This window comes from Halomonas sp. SL1 (assembly GCF_003030865.2).
Classification (GTDB): domain Bacteria; phylum Pseudomonadota; class Gammaproteobacteria; order Pseudomonadales; family Halomonadaceae; genus Halomonas; species Halomonas halophila.
Window position 1 is genome coordinate 285710 of record NZ_PYUQ02000012.1, and the last position, 25214, is coordinate 310923.

A 25214-nucleotide genomic window follows, 5' to 3' on the forward strand; every position below is an offset into this window, starting at 1 on the left:
CGACCGCAGAGCGTTCCATGGTGGAACTGGGTCCGCTGCTGGAGCGCCTGCTGGCCGGGGATTTCCTGTGCGCGGTCAGCGACGGTACGGCCTTCCGCCGCCTTCAGGACGAGGCGACCCGCGAGCGCCTCGACGCCTACCTGCGTCCGCTCAACCGGCGCCTGGCGAGCAACGAGGAGGGCAGCGTCTACTTCCTGGCCTGGCGCCAGCTGGACGACACCGCCCGCGACCAGCTCTCCCGCCAGCTGGCGGAGACCGTCGGCAGCCTGCTGCCGATGCTCGAATGGCTGCAGCTGGTGCAGGAGGCGCTCGGCCGCGACGGCCCGGTGTCGCCCGGCGACGTGCTCAAGCCGGCCGACTTCAGCTCGCGCTGCGAGGACAACCAGGGGCTGCGCGAGCGCCTCGAGCGCCTGGCCACGGATCCGTTCTTCGGCTCCCAGAGCGAGCAGCTCGATGCCCAGATCAAGCAGGTCTTCAAGCGCCTGCGCGAGCGCGGCTACCTGAGCCAGCCCCACGCCGACCGCCACTATTTCATTGCCACCGCCAAGATCGACTACCTGATCGAGCTGGTGCGCTTCATCCGCGACGAGGAGCAGCTGCCCGTCGACGACCAGGCCCCGGAGGCCCAGGAGCGGCTGCTGTGAGCGCGAGCGACTCAGACGCCCTGGACAACCGCCTGCTCGGCACCGGCGCCGAGCGGCTGGCGCTGCTGGGCAAGCACGCCGAGGCGCTGATGGCCGGCTACGTGCGCGACGAGGTGCCGCTGGAGGGGCTTTCCACCACCGCGCTGAATCGGCTGCTGTCGGCGCGCATCCTGTGGCGGCCCGACGAGCAGGCCGGGGTGAAGCTCGCGCCCAAGGTGCGCGAGCTGATCGCCGAGATGCTGGCCGACGAGACCCGCCGCCACGTCAACGCCGACGTGGCCGAGACGCTTGAGCTGACGCGCGGCCTGGTGCAGAGCTATCGCGAGGCTCGTGACGGCGCCGAGTACTGGCGTCAGGAGCAGCAGCTGCTGCGCCTGCGCCAGGCGGTGGACGACCTCGACGGCCGCTTCGCCGACGCCATCGACAGCCTCTGGCGGCGCCTCAACAGCGATTTCGGCTTCGTCAGCCGGCTGGCCGACAAGATCCGCGAGAACGACCGCGCCCAGAAGCAGATCGTGCGCCTGCTCGACGGCCTGGCGCTGATCGACTTCGACGAGCTGATCGACCTGGTGGGCGCCGACGGGGCGCTGCGCAAGCTGCTGGTCAGCCAGCTCCAGCATCGCCTCAGCCAGCACTACACCAGCCTGCGCGAGGTGCAGCGCCGGCTGATCGAGCTGATGGCGCGCTTCCGCCAGCAGCAGTCGCGCAGCCGCCTGGTGGCGGGCATGGCCGCCTTCCTGCGCGAGCATCCCGGCTTCGTGCCCGGCAACTACGCCCGGCGCAGCGAGGTGCCGGCGCTGGTCAACCGCGCCGCGCCGCTGACCGCCGCCGGCGCGGTGGCGCTCGATCAGGCCCCGGATGCCCGGGTCGTCACCGAGCTGCTCCACGACCTGCCGCGGCCCGCCGCGGCGCCGGAGCCCGTCGCCGCCGCCGTGGCCGCCGAGCGTCACGAGGATTCGATGGTCGCCGCCCGCCAGCAGGCCTTGAGGGAGGACGTCGAACGCTTCTACCTGTCGGTGGTCGAGGGCGAGCCGCTGAGCGCGCTCGAGTACCTCGAGGCCGGCGGACTCGACTGGGGCCCCGAAATCTGGCTGTTCCAGGTGCTCGCCGAGTTCCAGGGCCTGCCAAGGCGCGAGCAGGCTGCGTTCCGGCTGCGACAGCAGGAGACCCGGGCGGCCGCCTTCAACGACGTGCGGCTGATTCACGACCTGCGCCTCGAACTCCGGGATAACGCATGACGATATCTCTCCATGGGGGTGAGGCCGCGCCGCGTGCCTGTTTTAATGGCAACAACGATGGAAAAAGAGACGACGCGCATGCGCAAACTGCTGCTGAACGCCGACATGGGCGAGAGCTTCGGCGCCTGGACCATGGGCATGGACGCCGAGGTGATGCCCCACGTGGACCTGGCCAACGTGGCCTGCGGCTTCCACGCCTCGGATCCCGATGTGATCCGCATGACGGTGCGCCTGGCGCGCAAGCACGGCGTCACCGTGGGCGCGCATCCGGCCTATCCGGACATGGTGGGCTTCGGGCGGCGCCACATGGCCTGCACGCCGGAGGAGATCGAGAACCTGGTGCTCTACCAGCTCGGGGCGCTGGCCGGCGTGTGCCGTGCCGAGGGTCTGGCGGTGGGCTACGTGAAGCCCCACGGGGCGCTCTACAACGACATGATGCGCGATCCCGAGATCCTGGCCGGGGTGATGCGCGCGCTCGTGGCCTTCGACGCCGAGCTGCCGCTGATGGTGATGGCCACCCGCGACGATTCCGCCGCCCGCGAGCTGGCCGAGCGCTTCGGCGTCACCCTGTGGTTCGAGGCCTTCGCCGACCGTGCCTACGACGGCGAGGGACGGCTGGTGTCGCGGCGCGAGCCCGGCAGCGTGCACCATGACCAGGCCACGATCGTCGACCAGGCGCGGCGCATCGCCCGCGGCGAGCCACTCGTCGCCCGCGATGGAAGCGCGCTGATCCTCGCGGCCGACACCCTCTGCGTGCACGGCGACAATGCCGAGTCGATCGCCGCCATCCAGGCCATTCGCCGTGCCCTCGACGAGGACGACGACGGCGATGAGGGGAACGCATGAGCGTCCCCGGCCTGCCGCGACTGGAGTCGGCGGGGCTCGACGGCTGGCTGGTACGGCTGTTCGATGCCATCGACGAGGCCAACCTGCCCTGGATCACCGCCCTGGTGCGCGACTGCGAGGCGGCCTTCGGCAATGCCCTGGTGGACCTGGTGCCGTCCTATACCACTCTGCTGGTGATCTTCGATCCGATGCGGATGACGCCCGACGAGGCGCGAGAGCGGCTCGCCGAGACACTGGCCGCGCTGGCGCCCGACGACGAGGCCGCCACGGGCGAGGTCCACGAGCTTCCGACCTGGTACCACGAGAGCGTCGGCCCGGAGCTGCCGCACCTGGCCGAGCGGGCGGGGCTCGACGTGGCGGAGACCATCGCACGGCACGCCGAGGTGACCTATCGCGTCTATGCGCTGGGCTTCGCGCCGGGATTCGCCTTCATGGGCAGTGTCGACGAGCGCCTCGAGACGCCGCGCCTGGAGACGCCGCGCAAGCGGGTGCCCGCCGGCAGCGTGGGCATCGCCGGACGCCAGACCGCCGCCTATCCCGCCGTCTCGCCGGGGGGCTGGAACCTGATCGGCCGCACCGCCGCGCGGCTCTTCGATCGCGACCGTGACGGCTTCAGCCTGCTCAGGGTGGGTGACCGGGTGCGCTTCGTGCCGGTCTCGAAGGAGGAACTGGTGCGACGGGGCGCCGATGTCACGTCCATGGAGGACACGCGATGAAGGCGGCGATACAAGATGCCGTGGCGGGGCTGCGGGTCATGCGCCCGGGGCCGCTGGCGCTGCTGCAGGACGCCGGGCGCTTCGGGGTGCGCCGGCTGGGCGTGACCCAGGGCGGCCCCGCCGATCTGCACGCCTGGGCCTGGGCCAACCGGCTGGCCGGCAACGCCTGGGGGGCGGCGGCGCTGGAAGTGACGCTCGGCGGCCTGGCACTGGAGGCCGAGCGTGAGTTGACGCTGGCGCTGGCCGGCGCGGATCTCGGGGCGACCCTCGACGACGCGCCGCTCTCGCCCTGGCAGCGGTTTCGCCTGCGACCCGGCCAGGTGCTGCGCTTCGCCCAGCCGGTCGGCGGGCTGCGCGCCTATCTGGCCGTGGCCGGCGGTTTTCGTGCCGAGCCGGTGCTCGGCAGCCTGGCCAGCGTGGTGCGCGAAGGGCTCGGCGGCCACGATGGCCATGGCCACGCGCTGGCCGAGTGCGATGTCCTCCACGTCGGCACCGAGGCGGGGGAGCACCCGATCGGCGACGAGCGGGAGGCGCCCGCGGAGGCGCGCCTGGACTACACGGCGATGCCGCGGCTGTCGCTGCTGCCGGGCGCCCAGATCGCCGAGTTCGAGGGCGCGAGCCTGGCCGTGGCGTTCAATACGGCCTGGCGGGTCGACGACCGCGCCGACCGCATGGGCGTGCGACTGCGGGGGCCGACGCTGCGCTGTCGGCTGACCAGCATGATCTCCGAAGGGCTCGGCCTCGGTGCCGTGCAGGTGCCGCCGGACGGCCAGCCCATCGCGCTGCTCAACGACCGTCAGACCATCGGCGGCTATCCGCGGCTAGGGGCACTGACGCCACTCTCCTGCGCGCGGCTGGCGCAGTGTCTGCCGGGCCAGGAGGTGCGGCTCGCGGCGGTATCGGCCGAGCGGGCGCTGGCCGACTATCGTCGTTTTCGCCGTGCGTTCGCTTGACCCGGTTCAGATGCCGAGGCCGCTTTCGCGCAGCAACTGGTCGATGCTGCGCTCGGCCTTGCGCAGGCCGGCACCTTCGACCATCAGCTCGCTTTCGAGGTTGGCGATGCCTTCGCCGACGAGGCGGTTGAGCAACTCGTTGACGGGCAGGTCGCAGCGTTCGGCCAGGTGCTCGAGGCGCAGTGACTGGTCGCGGGTCAGGTGAAGAAGATGAGGTAGCGGCATGGTGAAGACTCCTCCGTGGGCTCGTGAGGAGTATCCCGCATGGGTCGTGACAGCACGATGACCGGGATCAAGGCGATCCTGCCGCCTCGGCTCATGCCAGGCCGCGGCGCTGCATCGCGTCGAGGATGATCGGCACCGGCGTCATCAGATGCTCGCGCATCATCGTGCGGGCGCGCTCCACGTCGCGGGCCAGGGTGGCGTCGACCAGGGCGGCGTGTTCCTGGCGCTTGCGCGCCAGGGCCTCGTCGGAGAGCACGGTTTCCTGCAGCCACAGGTGGCGATAGCGCTCGACCTGGTCGAACAGCCCCTGGCGCGCCTGCATCAGGTGGGGGGAGTTGCAGCCGGCGACGATGGCCGTGTGGAAGGCCTGATGACGGGTGTCCCAGACGTCGAGCATCTCCTCGGGACTGTGCACCTCCATGACCTTGGCCAGGGTGTGCGCCTTGGCCAGCACGTCGGCTTCCCAGGCGTCGTCGCCGCGCTGGATGGCCAGCTCCAGCATCAGTCCCTCCAGCTGGGCACGGGCATCGTAGAGGTCGGCCAGTTCCTCGCGCGACATCGGCGCGACCCGGTAGCCGCGCTGGCTGATCGCCACCACCAGCCGCTCGGCGACCAGCTGGGACAGGGCCTCGCGCAGCGGACCGATGCCGAGGTCGTAGCGTTCCTTGAGCCGGCTCATCAGCAGCTTCTCCCCGGGCGGATAAACGCCGCGGATGATGTCCTGCTTGAGCCAGCGGTAGGCGCTGATGCCGAGGTTCTGCTTGGGAGTGCTGTCCATGGTGCTGCCGTTCCCTGTGATGGTCGGCCATGATACCCGATCGGCGCCGCCGTCGAGAATCCGCCCTGGCCGGGTTCAGCAGCGATAGCCGGTCAGGAAACGCTCGTCCAGCCGGCGCTTCCAGTACCAGGCCAGCCGTCCGCCCCACCAGGCGCCGCCGCGCATTGCCAGCGCCTGACGACGGCCCAGGTCGAGGATCGACAGCGCCCGGGACTGCGGGCGATAAGGGCGCAGCGCCTCGCCGTGCCACCAGGCGGCGAGGTTGTCGAGCAGCACCGGCGCCTGGCGCACGCCGTAGACGCCGAGCCGTGGCAGCTCGTGGTCGATCATGGCGGCGCAGTCGCCGGCGGCGAAGACCCAGGGGAGCGCCGGGCTCTGCAAGTAGTCGGTGACCGCCAGGCCCCGCCCGGGGATGATCGGCAGACCGAGCCGCTCGAGCAGCGTCGGTGGCGCCAGGCCGACGGCATGGATGACGTGATCGGCGGGTATGAAATGGGCGTTGTCCTCACTCGGCGGCTGATTCGGTGGTGTCGCCATGCTGCCACCGGGCAGATGGCCGACCAGCGCGAGCCCGGTCTCGACCGCGATGCGGCGTTGGACGAGCCGCCGATGCAGCCAGCGCACCGCGCCTCGCGGGGCGCCCGGCAGCAGGTCCGATGACCGGGTCAGCAGGCGAATGGTCGGATCGACGCCGTGGCGATCGGCCAGGGCCCGCAGCTGGCAGGCCACTTCGACGCCACTGGCGCCGCCGCCGGCCACCAGCAGGCGTGGGCACTTTCCCGCGGCGAAGTCGTGCGCCAGCCGATGTCGCAGCGCCACCAGTCGGGGAATCGGCTTGACCGGCCAGATATCGGGGCCCTCGGGATGAGCGGGCGGCGTGTTCACCGTCGAGCCCAGGTTGAGCGAGACGGCCGACACCGCCAGACGCCGGCCGTCGTCCAGCAGCGCCTCGTACCGGTCGGGATCGAGCCCGGCCAGACGGCCGCGCAGGCCCTCGACCCCATGGCGGCGGGCCAGCGCCATGGGCTCCAGGCGGTCCGCGGCGGGCGAATGCTGGCCGCCCAGCACGCCGCCGGCCATGCCGGAGTACCAGAAGCCGCCGGGGTCGAGCAGCATTACCCGGGGCATGGGCAGACGGGCGCGCTGGCTGACCAGATGCAGGTGCGCATGCCCGGCCCCCACCAGCAGCAGCGGGGCGTCGGCGAGCGGAGTCGGTATCGACGCGGGCATGGTAAGGTCGGGGGATGCGTTGGTCGCCATGGAGCGCCGTCGGGTGGCCAGGGTACCGTCATCTTGGGCTGGTGAGCCCGCGTGCGCCACTCCTCTCGCGTACGCCATGTCGGAGAACCGGCACCAGGGCAGGCGGTGAGAATGAGACCGTCCGACACCGTGCGTTAGCACTTTCGGTTGACGTTTGGCATGACAAGGTCTCAGATAAAGCATTGAACAACAATGAGTCGGATGAACCCGATGTGGGTGCGAGCGCGGAGACCATACCTTACGTCATGCCTTGGGGCCTGCCTCGCAGGACTCGCCCTCTTGGCCGCCTCGCTTAGCTCCGCCGAGTCCGATCGCGGTGAAACGACGGAACGCCCTGACAATGTGGTGCCGCGCATTCAGGTGCTGGCGTCCTATCACCGCGGCAACCTGTGGACCGACGAGCTGCTGGCCCGCCTCGACGAGGCGGCCGAGCGGCTCGGCGTGCCGTCGCTCGACGTGGACTACCTGGATGCCCGGCGTCTGGGCCGCGAGCGGGCCTTCATGCTGCAGCGGGAGCGCCTGGAAGGGCGGCAGGCGGTGACGCCCAGCGATCGCCTGCTGTTGATCGATGATGCGGCCCTGGCCTTCTACCTGGCCCGGCCCGAGGACTGGCAGTCGCCCTCCCGGGTGGTGGCGATCGGCATCAACGATCCCGACCTTCAGCGCCAGGCCCGGGCGCATGGCATCAAGCGCATCATGACCACCGGGGTGGCCGAGTCGTCGTTGGCTTTCCTCGGTGAGGCGTTCGGCGCGACGTTGCCCTGGCTGGTGCTGGGGGACGAGACCGCCGTCGGCGAGGATCTGACCCGGGGCTTCGTGTCGCGCCTGCGGGCGTCCTCGTCGGGGCGCCTGGCCGGTGTGCTGTGGGACTGGACGCCCGAAGAGGTGGTCCGCACGCTGCAAACCCTGCCGGTCGACACCCGGGTGTACCTGGTCGAGGGGCAGACCACCGGCAGCGGCGACTTGGACCCGAGGCAGCGTCTTTGGCTCGAGACGCTGGAGGACCAGGGCGTGCCGGTGTTCTGCCATCTGCCGTACCAGCTGGACCTGGGCTGTGCCGGTGGCGTTCTGCTCGACACCCGGCGTGTGGCCACCCTGGCCATCGAGACGCTGCTGAGTCCGGTGTTCGAGCGCCAGCCCGAGCGCCAGGTCGTCATGGCGGGCCGTCGGGTGCTGGACGCCCGCTGGCATGCCCGGGTGCCGACGCCGTTGGCCGCCACCATCGAGTGGGTCGGCGTCGACGCTGCCATGCAGCAGGTCGAGGGGCAGCGCTCGTTGTTGCTGTGGGTTGGGATCGGCGTCAGTGGTGTGCTGGGCGCGGGCCTGCTGTTGCTGAGCCGGTCGCGGCGACGCATCGCGCGTCGCCAGCGCCGGCTGATGGTCGACCATGCGACCGGTCTGCCCAGCCAGCAGCTTTGGGAAGTCGAGGCGCCGCGTCGGGACGGCTGCCTGTTCGAACTTGCTTCTCCGCAGCTGCGCGAGGCCCGCGAACGCTTCGGGCTGGTCACCGCGCAGGCGATGCTGCGCGAACAGCTGCCGGCGATGCGCGAGGCGCTGCCCGCGGACTGGCACCTCTACGCGGGGACCGGCATGAACCTGCTGGGCGCGGTGCCGGCATCGTCGCGGCCGGAGGACGTGGAGGCGCTGTTCGACAGCATCCTGGCGCACCTCGGTGAGCTCTCGCCCGGCGGTAGCGGCCAGCGGCTGACATGGTACGCCAGCCTGCTGTGTCTCGATGAGCATAGCGGCGACATCACCCAGTGCCGCGACGCCCTCAATGAGGGCGTGAGGCATCTGGCGCGGCGCGGCTGGCCGCAGCCCCTGCGCCGCGTCTCGCCTCGTGCGCCCGGTGGGACGACCCGTTTCCGTCATCTGGCAGAGGCGCTGGAGGTTCTGATCGAGGCACCGCAGTCGCAGTGGCGCCTGGTCTTCCAGCCGCAGTTTTCCCGCCTCGATCATCGCCTGCTGGGCGCCGAGGCCCTGCTGCGCTGGCAGCATCCCGAGTTCGGCGAGGTGTCGCCCGGCGAGTTCCTGCCGGTGGTCGAGAGCCTCGGCCTGACCCGGCAGCTGGATCGCTGGGTCAGCCGCACGGCCATCGACTGGCTGTGCCGGCATCGGGAGCGGTTGGATGGCGACTTCCGACTGTCGATCAACGTCGGCCTGTCGAGCCTGGAAGACGTGGACTTCGTCGCGGCACTGGGGGATGCCCTGCACGAGCGGGCACTGCCGCCGAGCTGCCTGGAGATCGAGATCACCGAGCACGCCGACTTCGGGGAGCTGATACACATCGAGCAGGCGCTGATCGGCCTGCGTCGCCTCGGCGTGCGCGTCTCGCTGGACGACTTCGGCACCGGCTACACCGCCTTCCGGCTGCTGCAGCGGCTGCCCTTCGACGCCGTCAAGCTGGACCGCGAGCTGCTTGCGGCGGCCGAGCGCCACGAGCGGGCGGTCGAGGCCTATGCGGCGATGATACGCTTCTGTCGCCAGCTGGGCCTGGAGGTCGTGGCCGAAGGCGTGGAGAACGCGACCCAGGCCCGCTGGCTGGCATCGCTGGACGTGCAGCTGCTTCAGGGCTTCCATCTGGGGCGGCCGAGCGAATCCGAGACCTTCCTGTTTCGCTATGCCCCGGTGCGATCAGGCGCGGACCTCTGAGGCCGGGCGTCGCTGCCAGGCCGACCAGCTGTAGAGTGCCAGGCCGATCCAGATCAGCACGAAGGTTGCGAGCTGCGTTGGCTTCAGCGGCTCGTCGAACACGAACAGCGCGATCAGGAACTGCAGGCTGGGATTCAGGTACATCAGGAACCCCAGGGTGCCCAGGCGCAGGCGGCGGGCGGCGCCGGCGAAGGCCAGCAGGGGCAGGGCGGTGATCACCCCGCAGGCCAGCAGCAGCAGCGTGGTACGGCTGTCGCCGAGGAAATGCGACAGGCCGGCCTGACTGAGCGCCCCCAGGGCCACGAGCCCCAGCGGCATCAGCAGCAGGGTCTCGACCAGCAGTCCGGAGAGGCCGTCCAGCGGCACCTGCTTGCGCAACAGCCCGTAGGTGCCGAAGCTCAGCGCCAGCACCAGGCTGATCCAGGGCAGGGTGCCGATCAGCGCCAGCTGCAGGGCGATGGCCACCCCGGCCAGGCCCACCGCCAGGCCTTGCAGGCGGCTCATGCGCTCGCGCAGCACCAGCATGCCCAGGGCGATGTTGATCAGCGGCGTCAGGTAGTAGCCAAGGCTCGCCTGCAGCACCCGATGGGTCTCGACGGCGTAGATATACAGCCCCCAGTTGACGGCGATTAGCACCGCGCAGGCCAGCACTCGTCCCAGGCGCCGCGGCTTGGCCAGGGCCTCGCCGACCGGCTTCCAGCGCCGCAGTACGGTCGCCACGCCGGCCAGGAACACGCACGACCACAGCACCCGGTGTACCAGGATCTCGTAGGCGGGCACCTCGTCGAAGAGGGCAAAGAACAGCGGGAAGCAGCCCCACATCAGGTAGGCGGCCAAGCCATAGCCGACTCCCTGGGCGGCCCGGGTATCGCGATCGGTCGATGACATCTTTACTTTCCTAATCAATGAAACCAAAGCTTATCATGCGGGCGTCGACCGGTGCGTGGTGGCTGCGCCATCGGCCGCTGTCGTTTAGGCTATGGGGGCCGTTTCGATCCCCAATGGAGTCCTCGATGAGCGAACTCAGAACGACCCTGGTGCAGGCCGACCTGTGCTGGGAAGACCCCGAGGCGAACTGCCGGATGCTGGAGGCGTCGCTGGGCGAGCTCGACGGCGGCGATACCGACCTGATCGTGTTGCCGGAGATGTTCGCCACCGGCTTCACCATGAATTCCCGCGAGATGGCCGAGCCGATGGCAGAAAGTGCCACCGTGGCCTGGATGCGTGAGCAGGCGACCCGGCGCGGCTGCGTGGTCACCGGCAGCGTGGCGATAGTGGAAGACGGCGACTGCTTCAACCGTCTGATCTGGGCGCGCCCCGACGGCAGCCTGGTGCACTACGACAAGCGGCACCTGTTCCGCATGGCCGGCGAGCACGAGCGCTATGCCATGGGCCACGAGCGGGTGATCGTCGAGCTCAAGGGCTTCCGGATCCTGCTCAGCGTGTGTTACGACCTGCGCTTTCCGGTGTGGCTGCGCCAGCGGCCCGCGCCGGGCGAGCACTTCGAGTACGATGCCCTGCTGTGCGTGGCCAACTGGCCGGCACCGCGTCGCCACCCGTGGCGGGTGCTGTTGCAGGCCCGGGCCGTGGAGAACCTGTGCCCCGTGATCGGCGTCAACCGTGTCGGCGAGGATGCCAAGGGCCTGGCCTATGCCGGTGATTCGATGCTGGTGGACGCCAAGGGCGAGCCGCTGATCGACGAGCCCCGCGATACGACCTTCGTCAAGACCGGCACGCTGTCGCTGGATGAGCTGCACGCCTTCCGCGAGAAGTTTCCGGCCTGGCGCGATGCCGATCATTTCGGCCTGACCGACGGGGTGGGTGCCTGATGCGACTGGATCGATTCCTCTCCGAAAGTACCGAGATGACCCGCAGCCTGGCCAAGCGGGCGCTGCTGCGCGGCGAGGTCGAGGTCAACGGTGAGCGCGAAAAGAAGGCTGCCCGCCATCTCGCGTCCGATGACCGCGTGACCTGGAACGGCGAGCGCCTGGCGCTGGTCGGGCTGCGCTACGTGATGCTGCACAAGCCCGAAGGCGTGGAATGTACGGCGCGACGCGGCCTCTATCCGCGTGCGATGGATCTGATCGACCTGCCCAAGGCCGAGCGGCTGCAGACCGTGGGGCGCCTCGACGTGGAGACCACCGGGCTGCTGCTGCTCAGCGACGACGGCCAGTGGTCGCATCGCGTGACCTCGCCGAAGCGCGGCTGCGCCAAGGTTTATCTGGCGACCCTGGCGCGCCCCCTGGAAGGCGCCGAGGCCGAGCGCGCGGTGGCGGCCTTCGCCGAGGGCATCGAACTCGAGGGTGACGAGGCGCCGACGCGGCCGTCCGAGCTCGAGATGCTCGACCCGCTGCACGCGCGGCTGACCGTCCACGAGGGTCGTTACCATCAGGTGCGCCGCATGTTTGCCGCCATCGGCAATCACGTCGAGATACTGCATCGCGAGTCGGTCGGTGCACTGGCGCTGGACTCGGAGCTGGCGCCCGGTGAGTGGCGTGAGCTCACGGCCGACGAGGTCGCGCTTTTCTAGCGGCGCTTCTTCGTGAGGCCGATGCTCAGCTAGCAGTGATGATCCGGTTGCGGCCGGTTTCCTTGGCGCCGTACAACGCACGGTCAGCCAGATCGGGCAGCGTCATGGGATCGGCGGTGTGCGCTGGGTAGGCAGCGATACCGCAGGACAGGGTCACCGGGCCCAGCATGCGGCCGTCGTGCCAGTAGACGCGGTCGGCCAGGCTCGCCATCAGCGAGGCGGCGCGCTCTCTTGCCGTATCGGCGCCGGTGCCGGGCAGCAGTACCACGAATTCCTCGCCGCCGATGCGGCATATCTCATCATCGTCGCGGAAGTGTTCCCGGAGCGCCATCGCGATGCCCGCCAGGACCCGGTCGCCCGCTGCATGGCCGTGACCATCGTTGATCCGCTTGAAGTGGTCGATGTCGAGCATCGCCATCGCCAGCGGCGTCTGCCGGGACCGGGCCCGGCGGGATTCCTGTCGCAGGCACTCGTCGAAGTGGCGGCGATTATGCAGGCCGGTCAACGGGTCGGTGGTGGAGTCGATCTCGAGGCGTTCCACCAGCTGCTGTAGCTGGTGCGTCCGTTCCTCGACTTCTTGTTCGAGCTGGTGGTTGAGGCGCCGGAGTTCCCTCTGTGTGTGGGCGTAGTCGATCAGCGAGATGCCCCCGATGACCAGGGCAAAGGCCAGCGCGCCGGCGCTGGTGGGTACCCGCTGCCAGGGCAGCAGGCCATGGGCCACGGCCATGTCGACCAGCAACAGCGCCCCGAACAGAGCGAAGGCGGCCAGTATGGCCCTCTGGCGAGTGTCGAACCGGCCGAGATGGGGCGCGATGATCGCCAGCAGCAGACTGATGCTGAGCACCAGAAGTACATCGAAGACCGGAAAGGTGATCGAGAGATTGATCCAGCCGAGCCCGCTGGCCCCCAGCGCGCCCACCAGGTAGACAAGGTGAAACTGCCAGATACGCCGGATACGGCGTGATCGCGTATCGGCGAACCAGTGCTCCAGTAGGCGCCCCAGCGCGATAGGAAGGGTGAAGTAGCCTGCGGCGGCGAGGTTGTCCCACAGCAGGGGGCGGTCGATCAGCAACTGGTCGACCGGGCTTTCGGCAATGATCATGATGCCGGAGGCCAGCGCGAACAGACTGATGGGCATAAAACGGCGACGGTCGTCCTGGAACAGCGCGAAACCTACCGCGAAAAGCGCCAGGAGCAGGCACAGCGGGCCGACGATGAGTGCACCCAGAGCGTCGCGCAGAAGCTTGGGGAAGAGATCGGCGCGTTCGATCAGCATGATCTCGCCCCACAGGCCGATGGCGGTGTAGTCGGAGTAGACCCGCAGGGTCAGTTGTCGACCGCCGAAGTCCTCGGGGAGGCGGATCATGTGCCAGGGCCAGCCTGCGAAGCGGCCATTGCCATCATCATCGAAGGTGCCATGTTGGTAGAGGCGTTCGCCGTCCAAGTAGACGTCGGCGATCAGGTTGATGCTGGTAATGTAGAGTGCCGGATCTTGCCAATCACCCTCAGGGAGGGAGAGTCGGAACCAGGCATGGGTTTGTCCTCGGCGTCCGGGCGGGTTGGCGGGGAAATCGATGGCGTTCCAAGCGTCGTCGTCTCCTGGTTTCACCCAGGTTGGGACGCCATCGGCAGACACGGGGGAGTCGCCCCAGCGATACTCCCAGCCGGTTCCCAGATCCCGAGGTGCCGCCATCGCCGAGCCGAGCCAGAGGGCGGCCACACACAGGAGTACGGCGGTGGTCAGCCACGCCCTTGTCTGAGGCATCCCGGTTCCTCTCGTTCCTTCCCCTCGGCATTCGGCAAGTATAAACAGGTCCCGATTCGGTACCAGCAAAACCGTCGCGCCGGTCGCCGTGTTTTATACCGTTATCTTGCGTAACGGCTAAACCATCATCGATCCTGAAGCATCCTGGTCATCAGGCCGCGGGGAGACGCCGGCGACGCTGACGACGACGTTCATGGCGACATTGGCGACAGCCCCGCGGCCTCGACCAGTGCTCGGGTGTAGTCGGTGGTCGGCTGGGTCAGCACGGCCTCGCAGTCGCCCTGTTCGACCACCTCGCCGTCCTTGAGCACCAGCAGGCGATGGGCCATGGCGCGCACCACGGCCAGGTCGTGGCTGATGAAGAGGTAGCTGAGCCCGCGCTTGCGCTGCAGCTCGCGCAGCAGGGTGACGAGCTGCTTCTGCACGGTGCGGTCCAGCGCCGAGGTCGGTTCGTCGAGCACCAGCAGCGACGGCTCGAGGATGATGGCCCGGGCCACGGCAATGCGCTGGCGCTGGCCGCCGGAGAACTCGTGGGGATAGCGGGCCCCGCATTCCTCGGGCAGGCCGACCTCGCGCAGGGTGTCGCGCACGCGGCGGTCGACCTCGGCGTCGTCCAGTTCGGGATGGTGGAAGCGAAGCCCCTCGCTGACGATGTCGGCCACCGGCATGCGCGGTGACAGCGAGCCGTAAGGGTCCTGGAACACCACCTGGAGTCGCCGCCGCTGGCGACGCAGGGCGTCGCCGTGGAGGCGGTCGAGACGCTCGCCGTCGAAGGTGATCTCGCCTTCGCTCTGCTGCAGGCGCAGAAGCGCCAGGGCCAGGGTGGTCTTGCCGGAGCCGGATTCGCCGACGATACCGAGGGTCTCGCCCGGCGCCACCGTCAGGTCCAGCGGCTTGACCGCCTCGAAGGCCGGCGGTCGGCGGCTGAACAGCTTCTTCGGCCGCTGGAAGCGAATGCCCAGCCCCTGGGCGCTGAGCAGCGGGGTGCGATGGGTGACCGGTTCGGGGCGTCCGGTGGGATCGGCGGCCAGCAGTTCTCGGGTGTAGGCGCTCTCGGGGGCCTCGAACACCCGCGACACCGGGCCGGTCTCCTGCACTCGGCCGTGGCGCATGACGCAGACCCGGTCGGCGTGACGGCGCACCAGATTGAGGTCGTGGGTGATGAACAGCATGCCCATGCCGTGGGTATCGCGCAGCTCGGCCAGCAGCGCCAGGATCTCCTGCTGCACGGTGACGTCCAGCGCGGTGGTCGGCTCGTCGGCGATCAGCAGCCGCGGGTTGTTGGCGATGGCCATGGCGATCATCACCCGCTGGCGCTGGCCGCCGGAGAGCTGGTGGGGCCAGGCGTCGAGCAGCTCCTCGGCGCGGGGCAGCTGGACCTGTTCGAGCAGCTCGCGGGCGCGCCGGCGCGCGGCCGCGCCGCGCAGCCCCTGGTGCAGGCGCAGGGTCTCGCCGATCTGGCGGGCCACGGTGTGCAGCGGGTTGAGCGAGGTCATCGGCTCCTGGAACACGAAGCCGACCCGGCCGCCGCGGATCGCCCGCCAGTCGCGGTCGGACAGGCGCGCGAGATCGGTGTCGTCGAGCCGGCGCGTACCGCTGACGCGGGCGCTGGGGGGAAGCAGGCCCAGGGCGCCGAGTGCCGACACCGACTTGCCGGAGCCGGACTCGCCGACCAGCGCCAGGGTCTCGCCGCGGCGCACTTCCAGCGACAGTCCCTCGACCACCGGGGCGTCGTCGAAGGCGATGGTCAGATCCTCGAGGCGAAGCAGGGTCTCGTCGCTCATCTGGCGCTCCCGGTGGCGGTCTGGCGCTCGCCGTCGGCCGGCTCGGACTTGCCGCTGGCGTGCTGGATGTGGCGCGGATCGAAGGCGTCGCGCAGGCCCTCGCCGATGAACACCAGCAGCGACAGCATCACCGCCAGGGTCAGGAAGGCGGTGATGCCGAGCCACGGCGCCTGGAGGTTGTTCTTGCCCTGGGCCACCAGCTCGCCCAGCGACGGTGAGCCCGGCGGCAGGCCGAAGCCGAGGAAGTCCAGGGCGGTGAGCGTGGTGATGGCGCCGGTGAACAGGAACGGAATGAAGGTCAGGGTGGCGACCATGGCGTTGGGCAGCACGTGGCGGCGCATGATGATTCGCGACGGCAGCCCCATGGCCTTGGCGGCGCGCACGTATTCCAGGTTGCGGGCGCGCAGGAACTCGGCGCGCACCACGTCGACCAGCCCCAGCCAGGAGAACAGCAGCATGATGCCGAGCAGCCACCACAGGTTCGGCTCGACCAGGCTGGCCAGGATGATCAGCAGGAACAGCACCGGCAGCCCGGACCAGATCTCGATCAGGCGCTGGCCGATCAGGTCGACCTTGCCGCCGAAGTAGCCCTGCACGCCGCCGATGATCACGCCCAGGGCCAGGGAGCCGGCGGTCAGCACCAGGGCGAACACCACCGACAGGCGGAAGCCGTAGATCACTCGAGCCAGCACGTCGCGGCCCTGATCGTCGGTGCCCAGCCAGTGGTGGGCGTCGGGGGGCGAGGGCGCCGGATGGTCGAGGTCCTGATCGAGGGTGTCGTAGGAGAACGGGATCGGGGGCCACAGCATCCAGCCGTCGGCCTCGATCGCCTCACGGGTGTAGGGATCGCGATAGTCGGCCGGCGTGGGCAGGAAACCGCCGAACTCGCTGTCCGGGTAGTCGACGACCAGCGGCGCGTACCACTGACCCTGGTAGTGGACCAGCAGCGGCCGGTCGTTGGCCACCAGCTCGGCGCCGAGGCTGATCACGAACATGGCCAGGAACAGCCACAGCGACAGGCGCGCGCGCGGGTTGCCGCGGAACACGGCCAGCCGGCGGCGGGTGATGGGGGAGAAACGCTCGCTCAGTGCCATGTTCAGGACTCCCGGGTCTCGAAGTCGATCCGCGGGTCGACCCATACGTAGGTCAGGTCGGAGATCAGCTTCAGGATCAGCCCGATCAGGGTATAGAGATACAGGGTGCCGAAGATCACCGGGTAATCGCGCTGCATCACCGCCTCGAAGCCCAGCAGTCCCAGGCCGTTGAGCGAGAAGATGACCTCGATCAGCAGCGAGCCGGTGAAGAAGATCGCCACCAGCGCCGAGGGCAGACCGGCGATGATGATCAGCATGGCGTTGCGGAAGACATGGCCGTAGAGCACGCGACGGTCGCTGGCCCCCTTGGCCCGGGCGGTGAGCACGTACTGCTTGTGGATCTCGTCGAGGAAGCTGTTCTTGGTCAGCATGGTCAGGGTGGCGAAGCTGCCGATCGCCGAGGCCAGCACCGGTAGGCTGATGTGCCAGAAGTAGTCCTTGAGCTTGCCCCAGGCGGAGAGCTCACCGAAGTCCGGCGAGGTCAGGCCGCGCAGCGGGAAGACGTCCCAGTAGCTGCCGCCGGCGAACAGCACGATCAGCAGGATGGCGAACAGGAACCCCGGGATGGCGTAGCCGACGATCACCAGCCCCGAGCTCCAGACGTCGAAGCGCGAGCCGTGGTGCAGCGCCTTGCGGATGCCCAGCGGGATCGAGATCAGATACACCAGCAGGGTGGTCCAGAGGCCCAGCGAGATCGACACCGGCAGCCGCTCGAGCATCAGCTGGGTGACCGGCTCGCCGCGGAAGAAGCTCTCGCCCAGGTCGAAGGTGGCGTAGTCGACCAGCATGTCGAAGAAGCGCTGGTAGGCCGGCTCGTCGAAGCCGAACTGGGTTTCGAGGCGGTCGATGTACTGTTGCGGCACGCCGCGGGAGCCGCGGGATTCACCGCCACCGCCGGCACTGTCTCCGCCGCCGCCCTCTAGGCGGGTGCTGGCCTGGGTCGACAGGCCCTCGAAGCGGGCCAGCATCTGGTCGATGGGGCCGCCCGGGGCGGCCTGCACGATGAGGAAGTTGAGCAGCATGATCCCCAGCAGGGTAGGGATCATCAGCAGCAGGCGGCGCAGTACGTAGGCGGCCACGGCGTTTCCTTAGGGCTTCTATGAAATCTCGACGAGAGAAGCGCTTTCTCGGCGACGAGCCTCGGCGAGGACGCGGTGACCCCATCCCTGGGCGCTTCTCTTGACCAGCGGCGCTAATGCGCGTCCTGCGCCGCTTGCAGGGCCGGTGTTGGCCCTCCTTGGCCAACCCGTTCGGCGAGAATCGCCTCACCCCCTGTCAAAAGAACCTCGCCTCGACCTGGCGCTCATCTGCCAGCGAGCATGGTACCTCGTAGCCGCCTCACCGATTGCGCTGTCGGGCCTCGATCTCGGCGCCGCGCTCGGGGTCGACCCACCAGGCGTCGAGGTCGAGATTGTACTCGGGGAAGGGCTCCTTCCAGCCGAACTTGTCCCAGACCGCGATGCGGGTGCTGTCCAGGTGCCACTGGGGAATGACGTAGAAGCCCCAGCGCAGCACTCGGTCGAGAGCCCGGGCGGCGGTGTCCAGCGCCTCGCGGCTGTCGGCGGCGATCAGGTCGTCGACCAGGGCGTCGATCGCCGGGTCGGCCAGGCCGATCAGGTTGCGGCTCTGCGGCGCGTCGGCGTACTCGCTGCCCCAGAACTCACGCTGTTCGTTACCCGGATTGGCGGATTGCGGAAAGCTCCCCACCACCACGTCGAAGTCGAAGCGGCGCAGTCGGTTGAGGTACTGATTGACGTCGACGATGCGGATGTCGCCCTGCACGCCGAGCCGTGAGAGGTTGCGCAGCAGCGGCTGCACGACGCGCTCGAACTGGGTGTCGTAGAGCAGCACTTCGAAGGACAGCGGCTCGCCGGTCTCCGTGTTCACCAGGGTACCGTCGTCGCGATTCTCGTAGCCGGCGGCATGGAGCAGCGCCAGCGCCTCGCGCAGGCGAGCACGCATGTCATCCGGCCGCTCCACGGGCAGCGGTTCGTCGAACACCCGCTCGGGAAGGTCGTCGCGCCAGGGCTCGAGCAGGGCCAGTTCGGCGTCGCTCGGCAGGCCCTCGGCGGCCATCTCGGAATTCTCGAAGTAGCTGTGGGTGCGTTCGTAGGCGCCGTAGAAGAGGTTTTGATTGAGCCACTCGAAGTCGAAGACCAGGTTCAGCGCCTCGCGCACCCGGGCGTCCTGGAATGTGTCGCGGCGAGTGTTCAGCACGTAGGCCTGCATGCCGGCCGGCTGGCCGTCGGGTACTTCCAGGCGCCGGACGAAGCCGCCTTCGGCGGCGGGGAAGTCGTAGGCGGTGGCCCAGTGGCGGGCGCTGGACTCGATGCGCATGTCGAGATTGCCGGCCTTGAAGGCCTCGAGCGCCACCGTCTGGTCGCGATAGTAGTCGTAGACCAGCCGGCCGATGTTGTGGCGGCCGCGATTGACCGGAAGAGCCTTCCCCCAGTAGTCGTCGACCCGTTCGTAGACGATGCGCCGGCCGGGATCGACCTCGGTGATGCGATAGGGGCCGGAGCCGAGCAGGGCGTCGCGAGTGGGTCGCTCGAAGTCTCGGTCTTCCCAGTAGTGGGCCGGCAGGATCGGCATCTGGCCGAGGATCAGCGGCAACTCGCGGGAATCGCTGTCGGCGAGGTCGAAGTGCACGGTGTTCTCGTCGACCACCCGCACGTCGCTGACGTCGGCGTAATAGGCGGCGTAGAACGGCTGGCCTTGCTCGGTGAGCGTCTCGAAGCTGAAGACCACGTCGGCGGCGTCGACCGGCTCGCCGTCATGAAAGCGGGCATCGGGGTCGAGGTCGAATTCGATCCACCGGCGGTCCGGGTCGAGGCGGATGCCTTCGGCCAGCAGCCCGTACATGGTGAAGGGTTCGTCCGGATTGGCCACCATCAGGGTGTCGTAGATGGCGTTCAGGCCCGAGGCCGGCGTGCCCTGAATGATGAAGGGATTGGTGGAATCGAAGCTGCCGTTGGCGCTGCGGGTCAGGGTGCCGCCGACCGGGGCATCGGGATCGGCGTGAGGGAAGTGGTCGAAATCCGCCGGCAGCGCCGGGTCGCCGTAGAGGGCCAGGCCGTGGCGCGTGGGCACGTCGGCCGGGGCCGCGGCCAGGGCGGGCGTCGCCGCCAGGGCCGTCGTCAGCAGGACGATCGATCGCATCGGTCAGCATCCTTGTACCAGGTCGGGGGGCGACGGCCCCCCTGATCATCTACCGGAAAGTGTCAGCTGCTGGCCGGGTTGTAAAGCGTTGGGGCTGTCGAGGCCGTTCCAGCGGGCCAGGTCGGCGACCGCCACGGCGTGTCGGGAGGCGATGGCGGAGAGGGTGTCGCCGCGCTGTACCACATGGACCTCTTCAGCGCTGCCAGCGCTCGGGGCGGTGCGCTCCAGGGCGACCAGCAGCGGTTCGGCCCGGTCGGCGGGCACCAGCAGCTCGCTGACCTGGCCGGGGCGGGCGGTGTCGCCGCGCAGGCCGGGGTTGAGGGCCGCCAGCTCGCCGGTCGGCACGTCGGCCAGCTTCGCGGCCTCGCCGAGGCGCACGGTGCGCGTCACCGGCACGCGCTCGAAGGCCGGCGTGCCCTCGATATCGGGCAGCGTCACGCCGTAGCGCTCCGGTTCGCCGACGATGGCGGCGATGGCCAGCAGCTTGGGTACATAGTCCATGGTCTCGTTGGGCAGGTCGAGATCCCAGTAGTCGCCCTGCTTGCCCTGGGCCAGGGCGCGTCGCTGGGCACGGTTCACGGTGCCGGCGCCGGCGTTGTAGGCGGCCAGCGAGAGCTCGATGTCGCCCTCGTACCACTGGTCGGCCTGGTACTCGATGTAGTCCAGGGCGGCCTGGGTCGAGCGCACCACGTCCAGGCGGCCGTCCCAGCCGCGCGAGCGGTTCAGGCCCAAGGCATCGCCCGTGCGCGGCATGATCTGCCACAGGCCGGCGGCGCCGAAGTGGCTGCGCGCCTCGGGGTCGAAGGAGCTCTCGACGAAGGGCACCAGGGCGATCTCGCCGGGCAGGCCACGGTCCTCGACCCGCTCGAGGATCCACGCCAGCCAGGGGCGGGCGCGCTCGGCGATCTCGGCGACGTTGTGCGGCTTGGCGCTGTATTCGTCGATCCAGTGCTGAACGCGGGCGTGGCCGGCGCCGCTCTGCCACTGATCCTGCCACTGGAAGGTGTCGCGCAGGCGCGACCAGGCGTCGGCCGGCTGCAGTTGCAGGTGGCTCCAGAAGGTGCGCTGGCCTTCCGGCTCGCCGCGATGCACCGGGGCGAAGCTCGGGGTGTCGGCGCCCAGCTGTCCGGCGGGCAGGGTCGATGCCTTGGTGTAGGCGCCGGCGATCAGGGCGCCGGTCATGGCGATCGTGCTGGCGAATCCGAGGAGTCGCCGGCGCGATGTGTGATAGGTCATTCAGGGGCCTCCGGGGCGGGCGTTGCCGTCCGTGAATCAGGCGGGCAACGCGAGTTGCCGGGTGGGTCTCAGAAGTCGTCTTTCCAGGCGCGCAGCGTGGCGAAGGTGGTCACGGCGTCGGCGGTGTCGCCCTGGGGGGCGGCCGCCCGACGCACGCCGGCGTCCTCGCAGCGCAGGAAAGGGTTGATGCGCCGTTCCCGACCGATGGTGCTGGGCAGGGTGGGGCGCTCGAGCTCCCGGGCCCGCCGGCACTCCTGCTCGGCGGCGTCGATGTCGGGGTTGTCCGGGTCGGCGGCCTTGGCGAAGGCGAGGTTCGCCAGGGTGTACTCGTGGGCCGCGAAGACCAGGGTGTCCTCGGGCAGCGCGGTGAGGCGCGCCAGCGAGGCATGCATCTGTTCGGGGGTTCCTTCGAACAGACGTCCGCAGCCGGCACTGAACAGGGTGTCGCCGCAGAACAGCAGCGGCGGAATGCCGGCGGTGAAGAACGCGATATGATCCAGGGTGTGGCCCGGAACCTCGAGGACCTCGAACAGGCGTCCGATCACCCGCACCTCGTCGCCGGCGCCGACGCGCTCGTCGATGCCTTCGATGGCGGGGTTGTGCGGGCCGATCACCCGCGGCGAATAGCGCTGGATCAGCTCGGGCAGGCCGCCGACGTGATCCGCGTGATGATGGGTGACGAGAATGCTGCCCAGGGTCAGGCCCTCGCGTTCCAGGGTCTCGATCACCGGGGTGGCGTCACCGGGATCCACCACGCAGACCTCGGGGCTCGTGTCCTGCCGCAGCATCCAGATATAGTTGTCGCGAAAGGCGGGAATCGGTGTCACGCTCAACATGGGCTCGGGGTCCTCGCGCCGGGGCCGGTATCAACCGAGCCGGTGGCGCCTTGAATCGGATCTTTGCAAAATCGAGTACTCTGGAGAGATGAACGGATCATGTCAAATTCGCAGGATGCGATGAGCCTGGCGCGACTGGTGCGAGAGGGGCGCCGTTTTTGGGCGAGCCCTCCGGGCCAGGCCGTGTGGCAGGCCCAGCGCGCCTGTCTGGGGCCGTTGTGCGAGCGCTGGTTCGGGGCCCACGGGCTGGAACTCGGGCTGGCGCCGAGCCTGGCCGACATGTGTCCGGTGCGTCACGCGCTGTGCTGGGCGCCGACACCTGAGCTGGCCTCGCACGAATCCACCCTGGTGTGTCCCCTGGACGCGCTGCCGCTACCCGATGGTTGTCTGAGCCTGGTGGTGGTGCATCACCTGCTCGAGATCGCCCCCGACCCCCACCACCTGCTCCAGGAAGCGGCTCGCGTCACCGCCGACGACGGTCACCTGATCCTGTTCGGCTGGCACCCCTTCGGCCCGAGCGGCTGGCGGCGCTGCCGACCGGCCCGACGCCGCCAGCTGCCCGGGCGCGGCCGCTGGCGCACGCCGGGGCGTCTTGCCGACTGGCTGGCGTTTGTCGATTTCGAGGCCCAGCGGGTAGACTACTGCGGCTTTCGCCTGCCCGGCGGCCTGGCCCGCAATGCCCGGCTCGAGACGCTCGGGCGCCGGCACAACCTGCCGTTGGGCGACAGCTACATGATTCATGCGCGGCGCCGGTCCCAGCTGGTCCAGCCCGGGCGCGGCAGGGTGGTCTTTCCGACGCCGCTGGCCGGCTCGGCGCTGGGCAATGTGTCTGGCCGGTCCGCCACCGACGAAGGTGATCGAGGGTGACAGACCAACCACCATCAGGGGCGTTGCCCGAAGTGACGATCTATACCGACGGCGCCTGCCGCGGCAATCCGGGGCCGGGTGGCTGGGGCGCGCTGCTGTGCAGTGGCCCCCACGAGAAGCCGCTCAAGGGCGCCGAGCAGAAGACCACCAACAACCGCATGGAACTGATGGCCGCCATCATGGCGCTGAAGGCGCTGACCCGGCCGTGCCGTGTCGAGCTGTGGACCGACTCCGAATACCTGCGTCGCGGCATCACCGAGTGGATTCACGGCTGGATCAAGCGCGGCTGGAAGACCGCCTCCAAGCAGCCGGTCAAGAACGCCGAGCTGTGGCGGGCCCTCCACGAAGAGGCGCAAAGGCATCGCGTCGAGTGGCATTGGGTCAAGGGCCACAGCGGACATCCCGGCAACGAGCGCGCCGACAGCCTGGCCAACGAGGCCATCGACGAGATGCAGGCCAAGGCCTGATTCACGCATCAATACCGCCGATCACCACAGGTAACGCCCCATGCGCCAGATCATCCTGGATACCGAGACCACCGGCATCGACCCCCGTGACGGCCATCGCCTGATCGAGATCGGCGCCGTGGAGATGGTCAATCGCCGGCTGACCGGCAACACCTATCACCAGTTCATCAATCCGCAGCGAACCATCGACGCCGAGGCGGTGGCGGTGCATGGCATCACCGACGAGTGGGTCGCCGACGAGCCGCTGTTCGCCGAGATCGCCGACGAGTTCTGGGCCTTCATCGAGGGGGCGGAGCTGGTGATCCACAACGCGCCTTTCGACGTGGGCTTCATCGACCATGAGCTGGGCATGCTGAACCAGGCCCGCGGCGAGCCTCGTCTGGGCCCGGTGGCCGATCACTGCCGCATCCTCGACACCCTGCAGATGGCCCGGGACAAGCACCCGGGCCAGCGCAACAATCTCGATGCCCTGTGCAAGCGCTACGACATCGAGAACGGCCACCGGGTCCTTCACGGCGCCCTGCTCGATGCCGAGATCCTGGCCGACGTCTACCTGGCGATGACCGGCGGCCAGACGGCGCTGTCGCTGGATGCCAGTGCCGGTGAGGGCAATGAGTCCGCGGCCAGCGGCGGGCTGAACGTGCGCCGGGTCTCGCTGACGCCGGGCACGCTCAAGGTGCAGGCACCGGACGAGGCCGAATGGCAGGCCCATCGCGACAAGCTGGCGACCGTGCGCGAGGCCGGCGGCGAGTGCCGTTGGGACACGCTGGAGGGCTGGCCCGGCCGGGAGACGCCCTGATGCTGCGTCGCGAACTGCCCCATGAGGAAACCGCCGGGCGGGTGATTCGCCTGGCCCAGGGCCGCATCGCTCCGGCCGGCGACGGAGGGCCCTTGCAGTCCTGGCAGCCCTGGGCCCCGGCCATGCAGCCCCTGTGCTGGTGGCATGACGCGCCGGTGGCCCTGTCGGTGGAAGACGCTCCCGGCGATGACTGGATCGAGGGCCGGGAGTGGCTGGCGCGACTGCCGGAATCCTGGTTCGCGCTGGTGTCCACGGCGTTGCAGGTCGGTGCCTGGCTGCGCCATCACCGTTTCTGCGGCAGCTGTGGGGCGCCGGCCTCGCGGCTCGATCACGAGTTCGCCATGCACTGTGAACGCTGCGGCCATCGCAACTATCCGCGTATCTCGCCGTGCATCATCACCCTGGTGACGCACGGCGAGTCGCTGCTGCTGGCCCGCAGTCCGCGTTTTCCGCCGGGGCGCTACTCGACGCTGGCCGGCTTCATCGAGCCGGGGGAGTCCGCCGAGGAGGCGGTTCGCCGTGAGGTGTTCGAGGAGGTGGGATTGACGGTGGGGCGGCTGCGCTACTTCCAGAGCCAGGCCTGGCCCTTCCCGCACTCGCTGATGCTCGGCTACTTCGCCGAGGCGGCCAGCCGGCGCATTCGCATCGACGGCCACGAGATCAGCGATGCCGCCTGGTTCTCGCCGCGCCTGCTGCCCCAGCTGCCGCCGCCCTATTCGATCTCGCGGGCGCTGATCGAGACGCACCTGGCCGAGGTGGGGGCCAGGTAAGGCACTTGGTCACTCGGGGCCACTTGGGGTCAGACCCTTCAGCGGGCTTAGGATCGGAGATCCTAAGCCCGCTGAAGGGTCTGACCCCGGTCGGGATAATCGGCCGAAGAGTCTGACCCCGGTCGGGATACCGATCGTCAGGGCAAATCAGCCGCGGCGGGGAAACAGGCTGCCAAGCTTGGTGGCCAGCATGACGTTGCCGGTGGCCTTGAGCCGGCCGCTCATCACGGCGCTCATGCCACTGATCTCGCCGCTCATCACGCCCTTGAGGGTCTCGGTACTCAGGCTCAGGCTGACCGACGGCTCCTCGTGTACGCCTTCCTGAACGTCCAGCTCGCCGTCCTGCACCACCAGGTGATAGTCGCCGGCGTCGCTGAAGTGGAACTGGAAGACCTCGTCCATGCCGCGGGCGGCCTCGGGATCGAAGCGGGCATGGAGCTTGTCGAGGGTGCTGTCGGACATCGGGGGTCTCCGGAGACGGTGAAGGATCGATCCGCGAGAGTAGGGAAAAGCGCCGGTGCCATCAAGTCGGCCGGCTTGTGGCCGGGCCCGCGGCTGGGCAGGATGGTAGCCCTGCCTCGGGCGAACGACGCCG

The 25214-nt window shown here is 69.3% G+C and carries 24 protein-coding genes; 12 read left to right on the top strand and 12 right to left on the bottom strand.

Translation table 11 applies throughout. From position 1 onward, the window contains the following. The first annotated feature begins 17 nt into the window (after positions 1–17). From C9J49_RS07600 to C9J49_RS07620, 5 genes are all read left to right on the top strand, one after another. Entirely contained in the window at positions 18–644 is a 627-nt protein-coding gene (locus C9J49_RS07600; protein ID WP_107181932.1) for a hypothetical protein, read from the top strand. Continuing rightward, a complete protein-coding gene (locus tag C9J49_RS07605) occupies positions 641–1882 on the top strand; it encodes a hypothetical protein (RefSeq protein ID WP_107181858.1) in 1242 nt (413 codons plus the stop codon). Before C9J49_RS07600 ends, C9J49_RS07605 begins: the two co-directional genes overlap by 4 nt. A 78-nt stretch (positions 1883–1960) precedes the next feature. After that, entirely contained in the window at positions 1961–2728 is a 768-nt protein-coding gene (locus C9J49_RS07610) for a 5-oxoprolinase subunit PxpA (protein ID WP_107181859.1), read from the top strand. Further along, positions 2725–3444, top strand: coding sequence for a 5-oxoprolinase subunit PxpB (pxpB, locus tag C9J49_RS07615; protein ID WP_107181860.1), 720 nt, complete (start codon positions 2725–2727; stop codon positions 3442–3444). The genes C9J49_RS07610 and pxpB overlap by 4 nt, the downstream gene beginning before the upstream one ends. Then, positions 3441–4397 (top strand): biotin-dependent carboxyltransferase family protein, encoded by a 957-nt coding sequence (locus C9J49_RS07620; protein WP_107181861.1) that lies wholly within the window; start codon positions 3441–3443, stop codon positions 4395–4397. Before pxpB ends, C9J49_RS07620 begins: the two co-directional genes overlap by 4 nt. 6 nt (positions 4398–4403) lie before the next feature. On the opposite strand, the gene C9J49_RS07625 is transcribed toward C9J49_RS07620, so the two are convergent. The 3 genes from C9J49_RS07625 to C9J49_RS07635 all read right to left on the bottom strand — a co-directional run bounded on the left by C9J49_RS07625 (position 4404) and on the right by C9J49_RS07635 (position 6660). Continuing rightward, on the bottom strand, positions 4404–4622 hold the full coding sequence (locus tag C9J49_RS07625; protein ID WP_035593372.1) for a hypothetical protein: 219 nt from the start codon (positions 4620–4622) through the stop codon (positions 4404–4406). A gap of 91 nt (positions 4623–4713) precedes the next feature. Continuing rightward, positions 4714–5400 carry a DNA-binding transcriptional regulator CsiR gene (gene csiR, locus C9J49_RS07630; protein ID WP_035593369.1) on the bottom strand — a complete coding sequence of 229 codons (687 nt, stop codon included), beginning with the start codon at positions 5398–5400 and terminating at the stop codon, positions 4714–4716. Positions 5401–5475: 75 nt separating this feature from the next. Then, positions 5476–6660: an NAD(P)/FAD-dependent oxidoreductase gene (locus C9J49_RS07635; protein ID WP_258393813.1), complete on the bottom strand. Its 1185-nt coding sequence runs from the start codon at positions 6658–6660 to the stop codon at positions 5476–5478. A gap of 345 nt (positions 6661–7005) precedes the next feature. Between C9J49_RS07635 and C9J49_RS07640 the strand changes: the two genes are divergently transcribed. Continuing rightward, a complete protein-coding gene (locus C9J49_RS07640) occupies positions 7006–9312 on the top strand; it encodes an EAL domain-containing protein (RefSeq protein ID WP_181454261.1) in 2307 nt (768 codons plus the stop codon). On the opposite strand, the gene rarD is transcribed toward C9J49_RS07640, so the two are convergent. Beyond that, positions 9295–10200, bottom strand: coding sequence for an EamA family transporter RarD (gene rarD / locus C9J49_RS07645; RefSeq protein ID WP_107181864.1), 906 nt, complete (start codon positions 10198–10200; stop codon positions 9295–9297). The genes C9J49_RS07640 and rarD overlap by 18 nt on opposite strands. Before the next feature lie 125 nt (positions 10201–10325). Between rarD and C9J49_RS07650 the strand changes: the two genes are divergently transcribed. Together C9J49_RS07650 and C9J49_RS07655 are read left to right on the top strand one after the other, a co-directional pair. Beyond that, positions 10326–11141: an amidohydrolase gene (locus C9J49_RS07650; RefSeq protein WP_046078624.1), complete on the top strand. Its 816-nt coding sequence runs from the start codon at positions 10326–10328 to the stop codon at positions 11139–11141. Further along, a complete protein-coding gene (locus C9J49_RS07655) occupies positions 11141–11842 on the top strand; it encodes a pseudouridine synthase (RefSeq protein WP_046078625.1) in 702 nt (233 codons plus the stop codon). Before C9J49_RS07650 ends, C9J49_RS07655 begins: the two co-directional genes overlap by 1 nt. Before the next feature lie 25 nt (positions 11843–11867). Here the strand turns inward: C9J49_RS07655 and C9J49_RS07660 are convergent, their stop codons facing one another. The 7 genes from C9J49_RS07660 to gloB all read right to left on the bottom strand — a co-directional run bounded on the left by C9J49_RS07660 (position 11868) and on the right by gloB (position 21716). Beyond that, positions 11868–13607: a GGDEF domain-containing protein gene (locus tag C9J49_RS07660; RefSeq protein ID WP_107181865.1), complete on the bottom strand. Its 1740-nt coding sequence runs from the start codon at positions 13605–13607 to the stop codon at positions 11868–11870. Positions 13608–13798: 191 nt separating this feature from the next. Beyond that, a complete protein-coding gene (locus C9J49_RS07665; RefSeq protein WP_107181866.1) occupies positions 13799–15391 on the bottom strand; it encodes an ABC transporter ATP-binding protein in 1593 nt (530 codons plus the stop codon). Further along, complete coding sequence (locus tag C9J49_RS07670; protein ID WP_107181867.1) at positions 15388–16485, bottom strand: ABC transporter permease; 1098 nt, start codon at positions 16483–16485, stop codon at positions 15388–15390. The genes C9J49_RS07665 and C9J49_RS07670 overlap by 4 nt, the downstream gene beginning before the upstream one ends. A gap of 2 nt (positions 16486–16487) precedes the next feature. Beyond that, positions 16488–17564, bottom strand: a complete 1077-nt coding sequence (locus tag C9J49_RS07675; RefSeq protein ID WP_107181868.1) for a microcin C ABC transporter permease YejB — start codon at positions 17562–17564, stop codon at positions 16488–16490. 259 nt (positions 17565–17823) lie between these two features. After that, positions 17824–19644, bottom strand: coding sequence for an extracellular solute-binding protein (locus C9J49_RS07680; RefSeq protein WP_107181869.1), 1821 nt, complete (start codon positions 19642–19644; stop codon positions 17824–17826). 45 nt (positions 19645–19689) lie between these two features. Further along, positions 19690–20880 (bottom strand): transglycosylase SLT domain-containing protein, encoded by a 1191-nt coding sequence (locus C9J49_RS07685; RefSeq protein ID WP_107181870.1) that lies wholly within the window; start codon positions 20878–20880, stop codon positions 19690–19692. A gap of 68 nt (positions 20881–20948) precedes the next feature. Beyond that, complete coding sequence (gene gloB, locus C9J49_RS07690; protein ID WP_046078633.1) at positions 20949–21716, bottom strand: hydroxyacylglutathione hydrolase; 768 nt, start codon at positions 21714–21716, stop codon at positions 20949–20951. A gap of 99 nt (positions 21717–21815) precedes the next feature. Between gloB and C9J49_RS07695 the strand changes: the two genes are divergently transcribed. From C9J49_RS07695 to nudC, 4 genes are read left to right on the top strand one after another with little or no spacing between them, the layout of a single operon-like run. Beyond that, the gene (locus C9J49_RS07695; protein ID WP_046078634.1) at positions 21816–22583 is read left to right on the top strand and encodes a methyltransferase domain-containing protein; all 768 of its coding nucleotides are present in this window, start codon (positions 21816–21818) and stop codon (positions 22581–22583) included. 23 nt (positions 22584–22606) lie between these two features. Then, on the top strand, positions 22607–23050 hold the full coding sequence (gene rnhA, locus C9J49_RS07700; RefSeq protein WP_375700486.1) for a ribonuclease HI: 444 nt from the start codon (positions 22607–22609) through the stop codon (positions 23048–23050). 40 nt (positions 23051–23090) lie between these two features. Next, positions 23091–23849, top strand: a complete 759-nt coding sequence (dnaQ, locus tag C9J49_RS07705) for a DNA polymerase III subunit epsilon (protein ID WP_107181871.1) — start codon at positions 23091–23093, stop codon at positions 23847–23849. After that, entirely contained in the window at positions 23849–24619 is a 771-nt protein-coding gene (gene nudC, locus C9J49_RS07710) for an NAD(+) diphosphatase (protein ID WP_107181872.1), read from the top strand. Before dnaQ ends, nudC begins: the two co-directional genes overlap by 1 nt. A 147-nt stretch (positions 24620–24766) precedes the next feature. Here the strand turns inward: nudC and C9J49_RS07715 are convergent, their stop codons facing one another. After that, positions 24767–25081: an SCP2 sterol-binding domain-containing protein gene (locus C9J49_RS07715; RefSeq protein WP_046078638.1), complete on the bottom strand. Its 315-nt coding sequence runs from the start codon at positions 25079–25081 to the stop codon at positions 24767–24769. Positions 25082–25214: the final 133 nt, after the last annotated feature.

Excerpts from the sequence above, each read along its gene's own strand:
- gloB (WP_046078633.1), bottom strand. The coding sequence starts at position 21,716 with ATGTTGAGCGTGACACCGATTCCCGCCTTTCGCGACAACTATATCTGG.
- nudC (WP_107181872.1), top strand. The coding sequence starts at position 23,849 with ATGCTGCGTCGCGAACTGCCCCATGAGGAAACCGCCGGGCGGGTGATT.
- C9J49_RS07695 (WP_046078634.1), top strand. The coding sequence starts at position 21,816 with ATGTCAAATTCGCAGGATGCGATGAGCCTGGCGCGACTGGTGCGAGAG.
- rarD (WP_107181864.1), bottom strand. The coding sequence starts at position 10,200 with ATGTCATCGACCGATCGCGATACCCGGGCCGCCCAGGGAGTCGGCTAT.
- pxpB (WP_107181860.1), top strand. The coding sequence starts at position 2,725 with ATGAGCGTCCCCGGCCTGCCGCGACTGGAGTCGGCGGGGCTCGACGGC.
- C9J49_RS07670 (WP_107181867.1), bottom strand. The coding sequence starts at position 16,485 with ATGGCACTGAGCGAGCGTTTCTCCCCCATCACCCGCCGCCGGCTGGCC.
- C9J49_RS07655 (WP_046078625.1), top strand. The coding sequence starts at position 11,141 with ATGCGACTGGATCGATTCCTCTCCGAAAGTACCGAGATGACCCGCAGC.
- C9J49_RS07620 (WP_107181861.1), top strand. The coding sequence starts at position 3,441 with ATGAAGGCGGCGATACAAGATGCCGTGGCGGGGCTGCGGGTCATGCGC.
- dnaQ (WP_107181871.1), top strand. The coding sequence starts at position 23,091 with ATGCGCCAGATCATCCTGGATACCGAGACCACCGGCATCGACCCCCGT.
- C9J49_RS07610 (WP_107181859.1), top strand. The coding sequence starts at position 1,961 with ATGCGCAAACTGCTGCTGAACGCCGACATGGGCGAGAGCTTCGGCGCC.
- C9J49_RS07715 (WP_046078638.1), bottom strand. The coding sequence starts at position 25,081 with ATGTCCGACAGCACCCTCGACAAGCTCCATGCCCGCTTCGATCCCGAG.
- C9J49_RS07665 (WP_107181866.1), bottom strand. The coding sequence starts at position 15,391 with ATGAGCGACGAGACCCTGCTTCGCCTCGAGGATCTGACCATCGCCTTC.
- C9J49_RS07650 (WP_046078624.1), top strand. The coding sequence starts at position 10,326 with ATGAGCGAACTCAGAACGACCCTGGTGCAGGCCGACCTGTGCTGGGAA.
- C9J49_RS07660 (WP_107181865.1), bottom strand. The coding sequence starts at position 13,607 with ATGCCTCAGACAAGGGCGTGGCTGACCACCGCCGTACTCCTGTGTGTG.
- C9J49_RS07685 (WP_107181870.1), bottom strand. The coding sequence starts at position 20,880 with ATGACCTATCACACATCGCGCCGGCGACTCCTCGGATTCGCCAGCACG.
- csiR (WP_035593369.1), bottom strand. The coding sequence starts at position 5,400 with ATGGACAGCACTCCCAAGCAGAACCTCGGCATCAGCGCCTACCGCTGG.
- C9J49_RS07600 (WP_107181932.1), top strand. The coding sequence starts at position 18 with ATGGTGGAACTGGGTCCGCTGCTGGAGCGCCTGCTGGCCGGGGATTTC.
- C9J49_RS07635 (WP_258393813.1), bottom strand. The coding sequence starts at position 6,660 with ATGGCGACCAACGCATCCCCCGACCTTACCATGCCCGCGTCGATACCG.
- C9J49_RS07680 (WP_107181869.1), bottom strand. The coding sequence starts at position 19,644 with ATGCGATCGATCGTCCTGCTGACGACGGCCCTGGCGGCGACGCCCGCC.
- C9J49_RS07625 (WP_035593372.1), bottom strand. The coding sequence starts at position 4,622 with ATGCCGCTACCTCATCTTCTTCACCTGACCCGCGACCAGTCACTGCGC.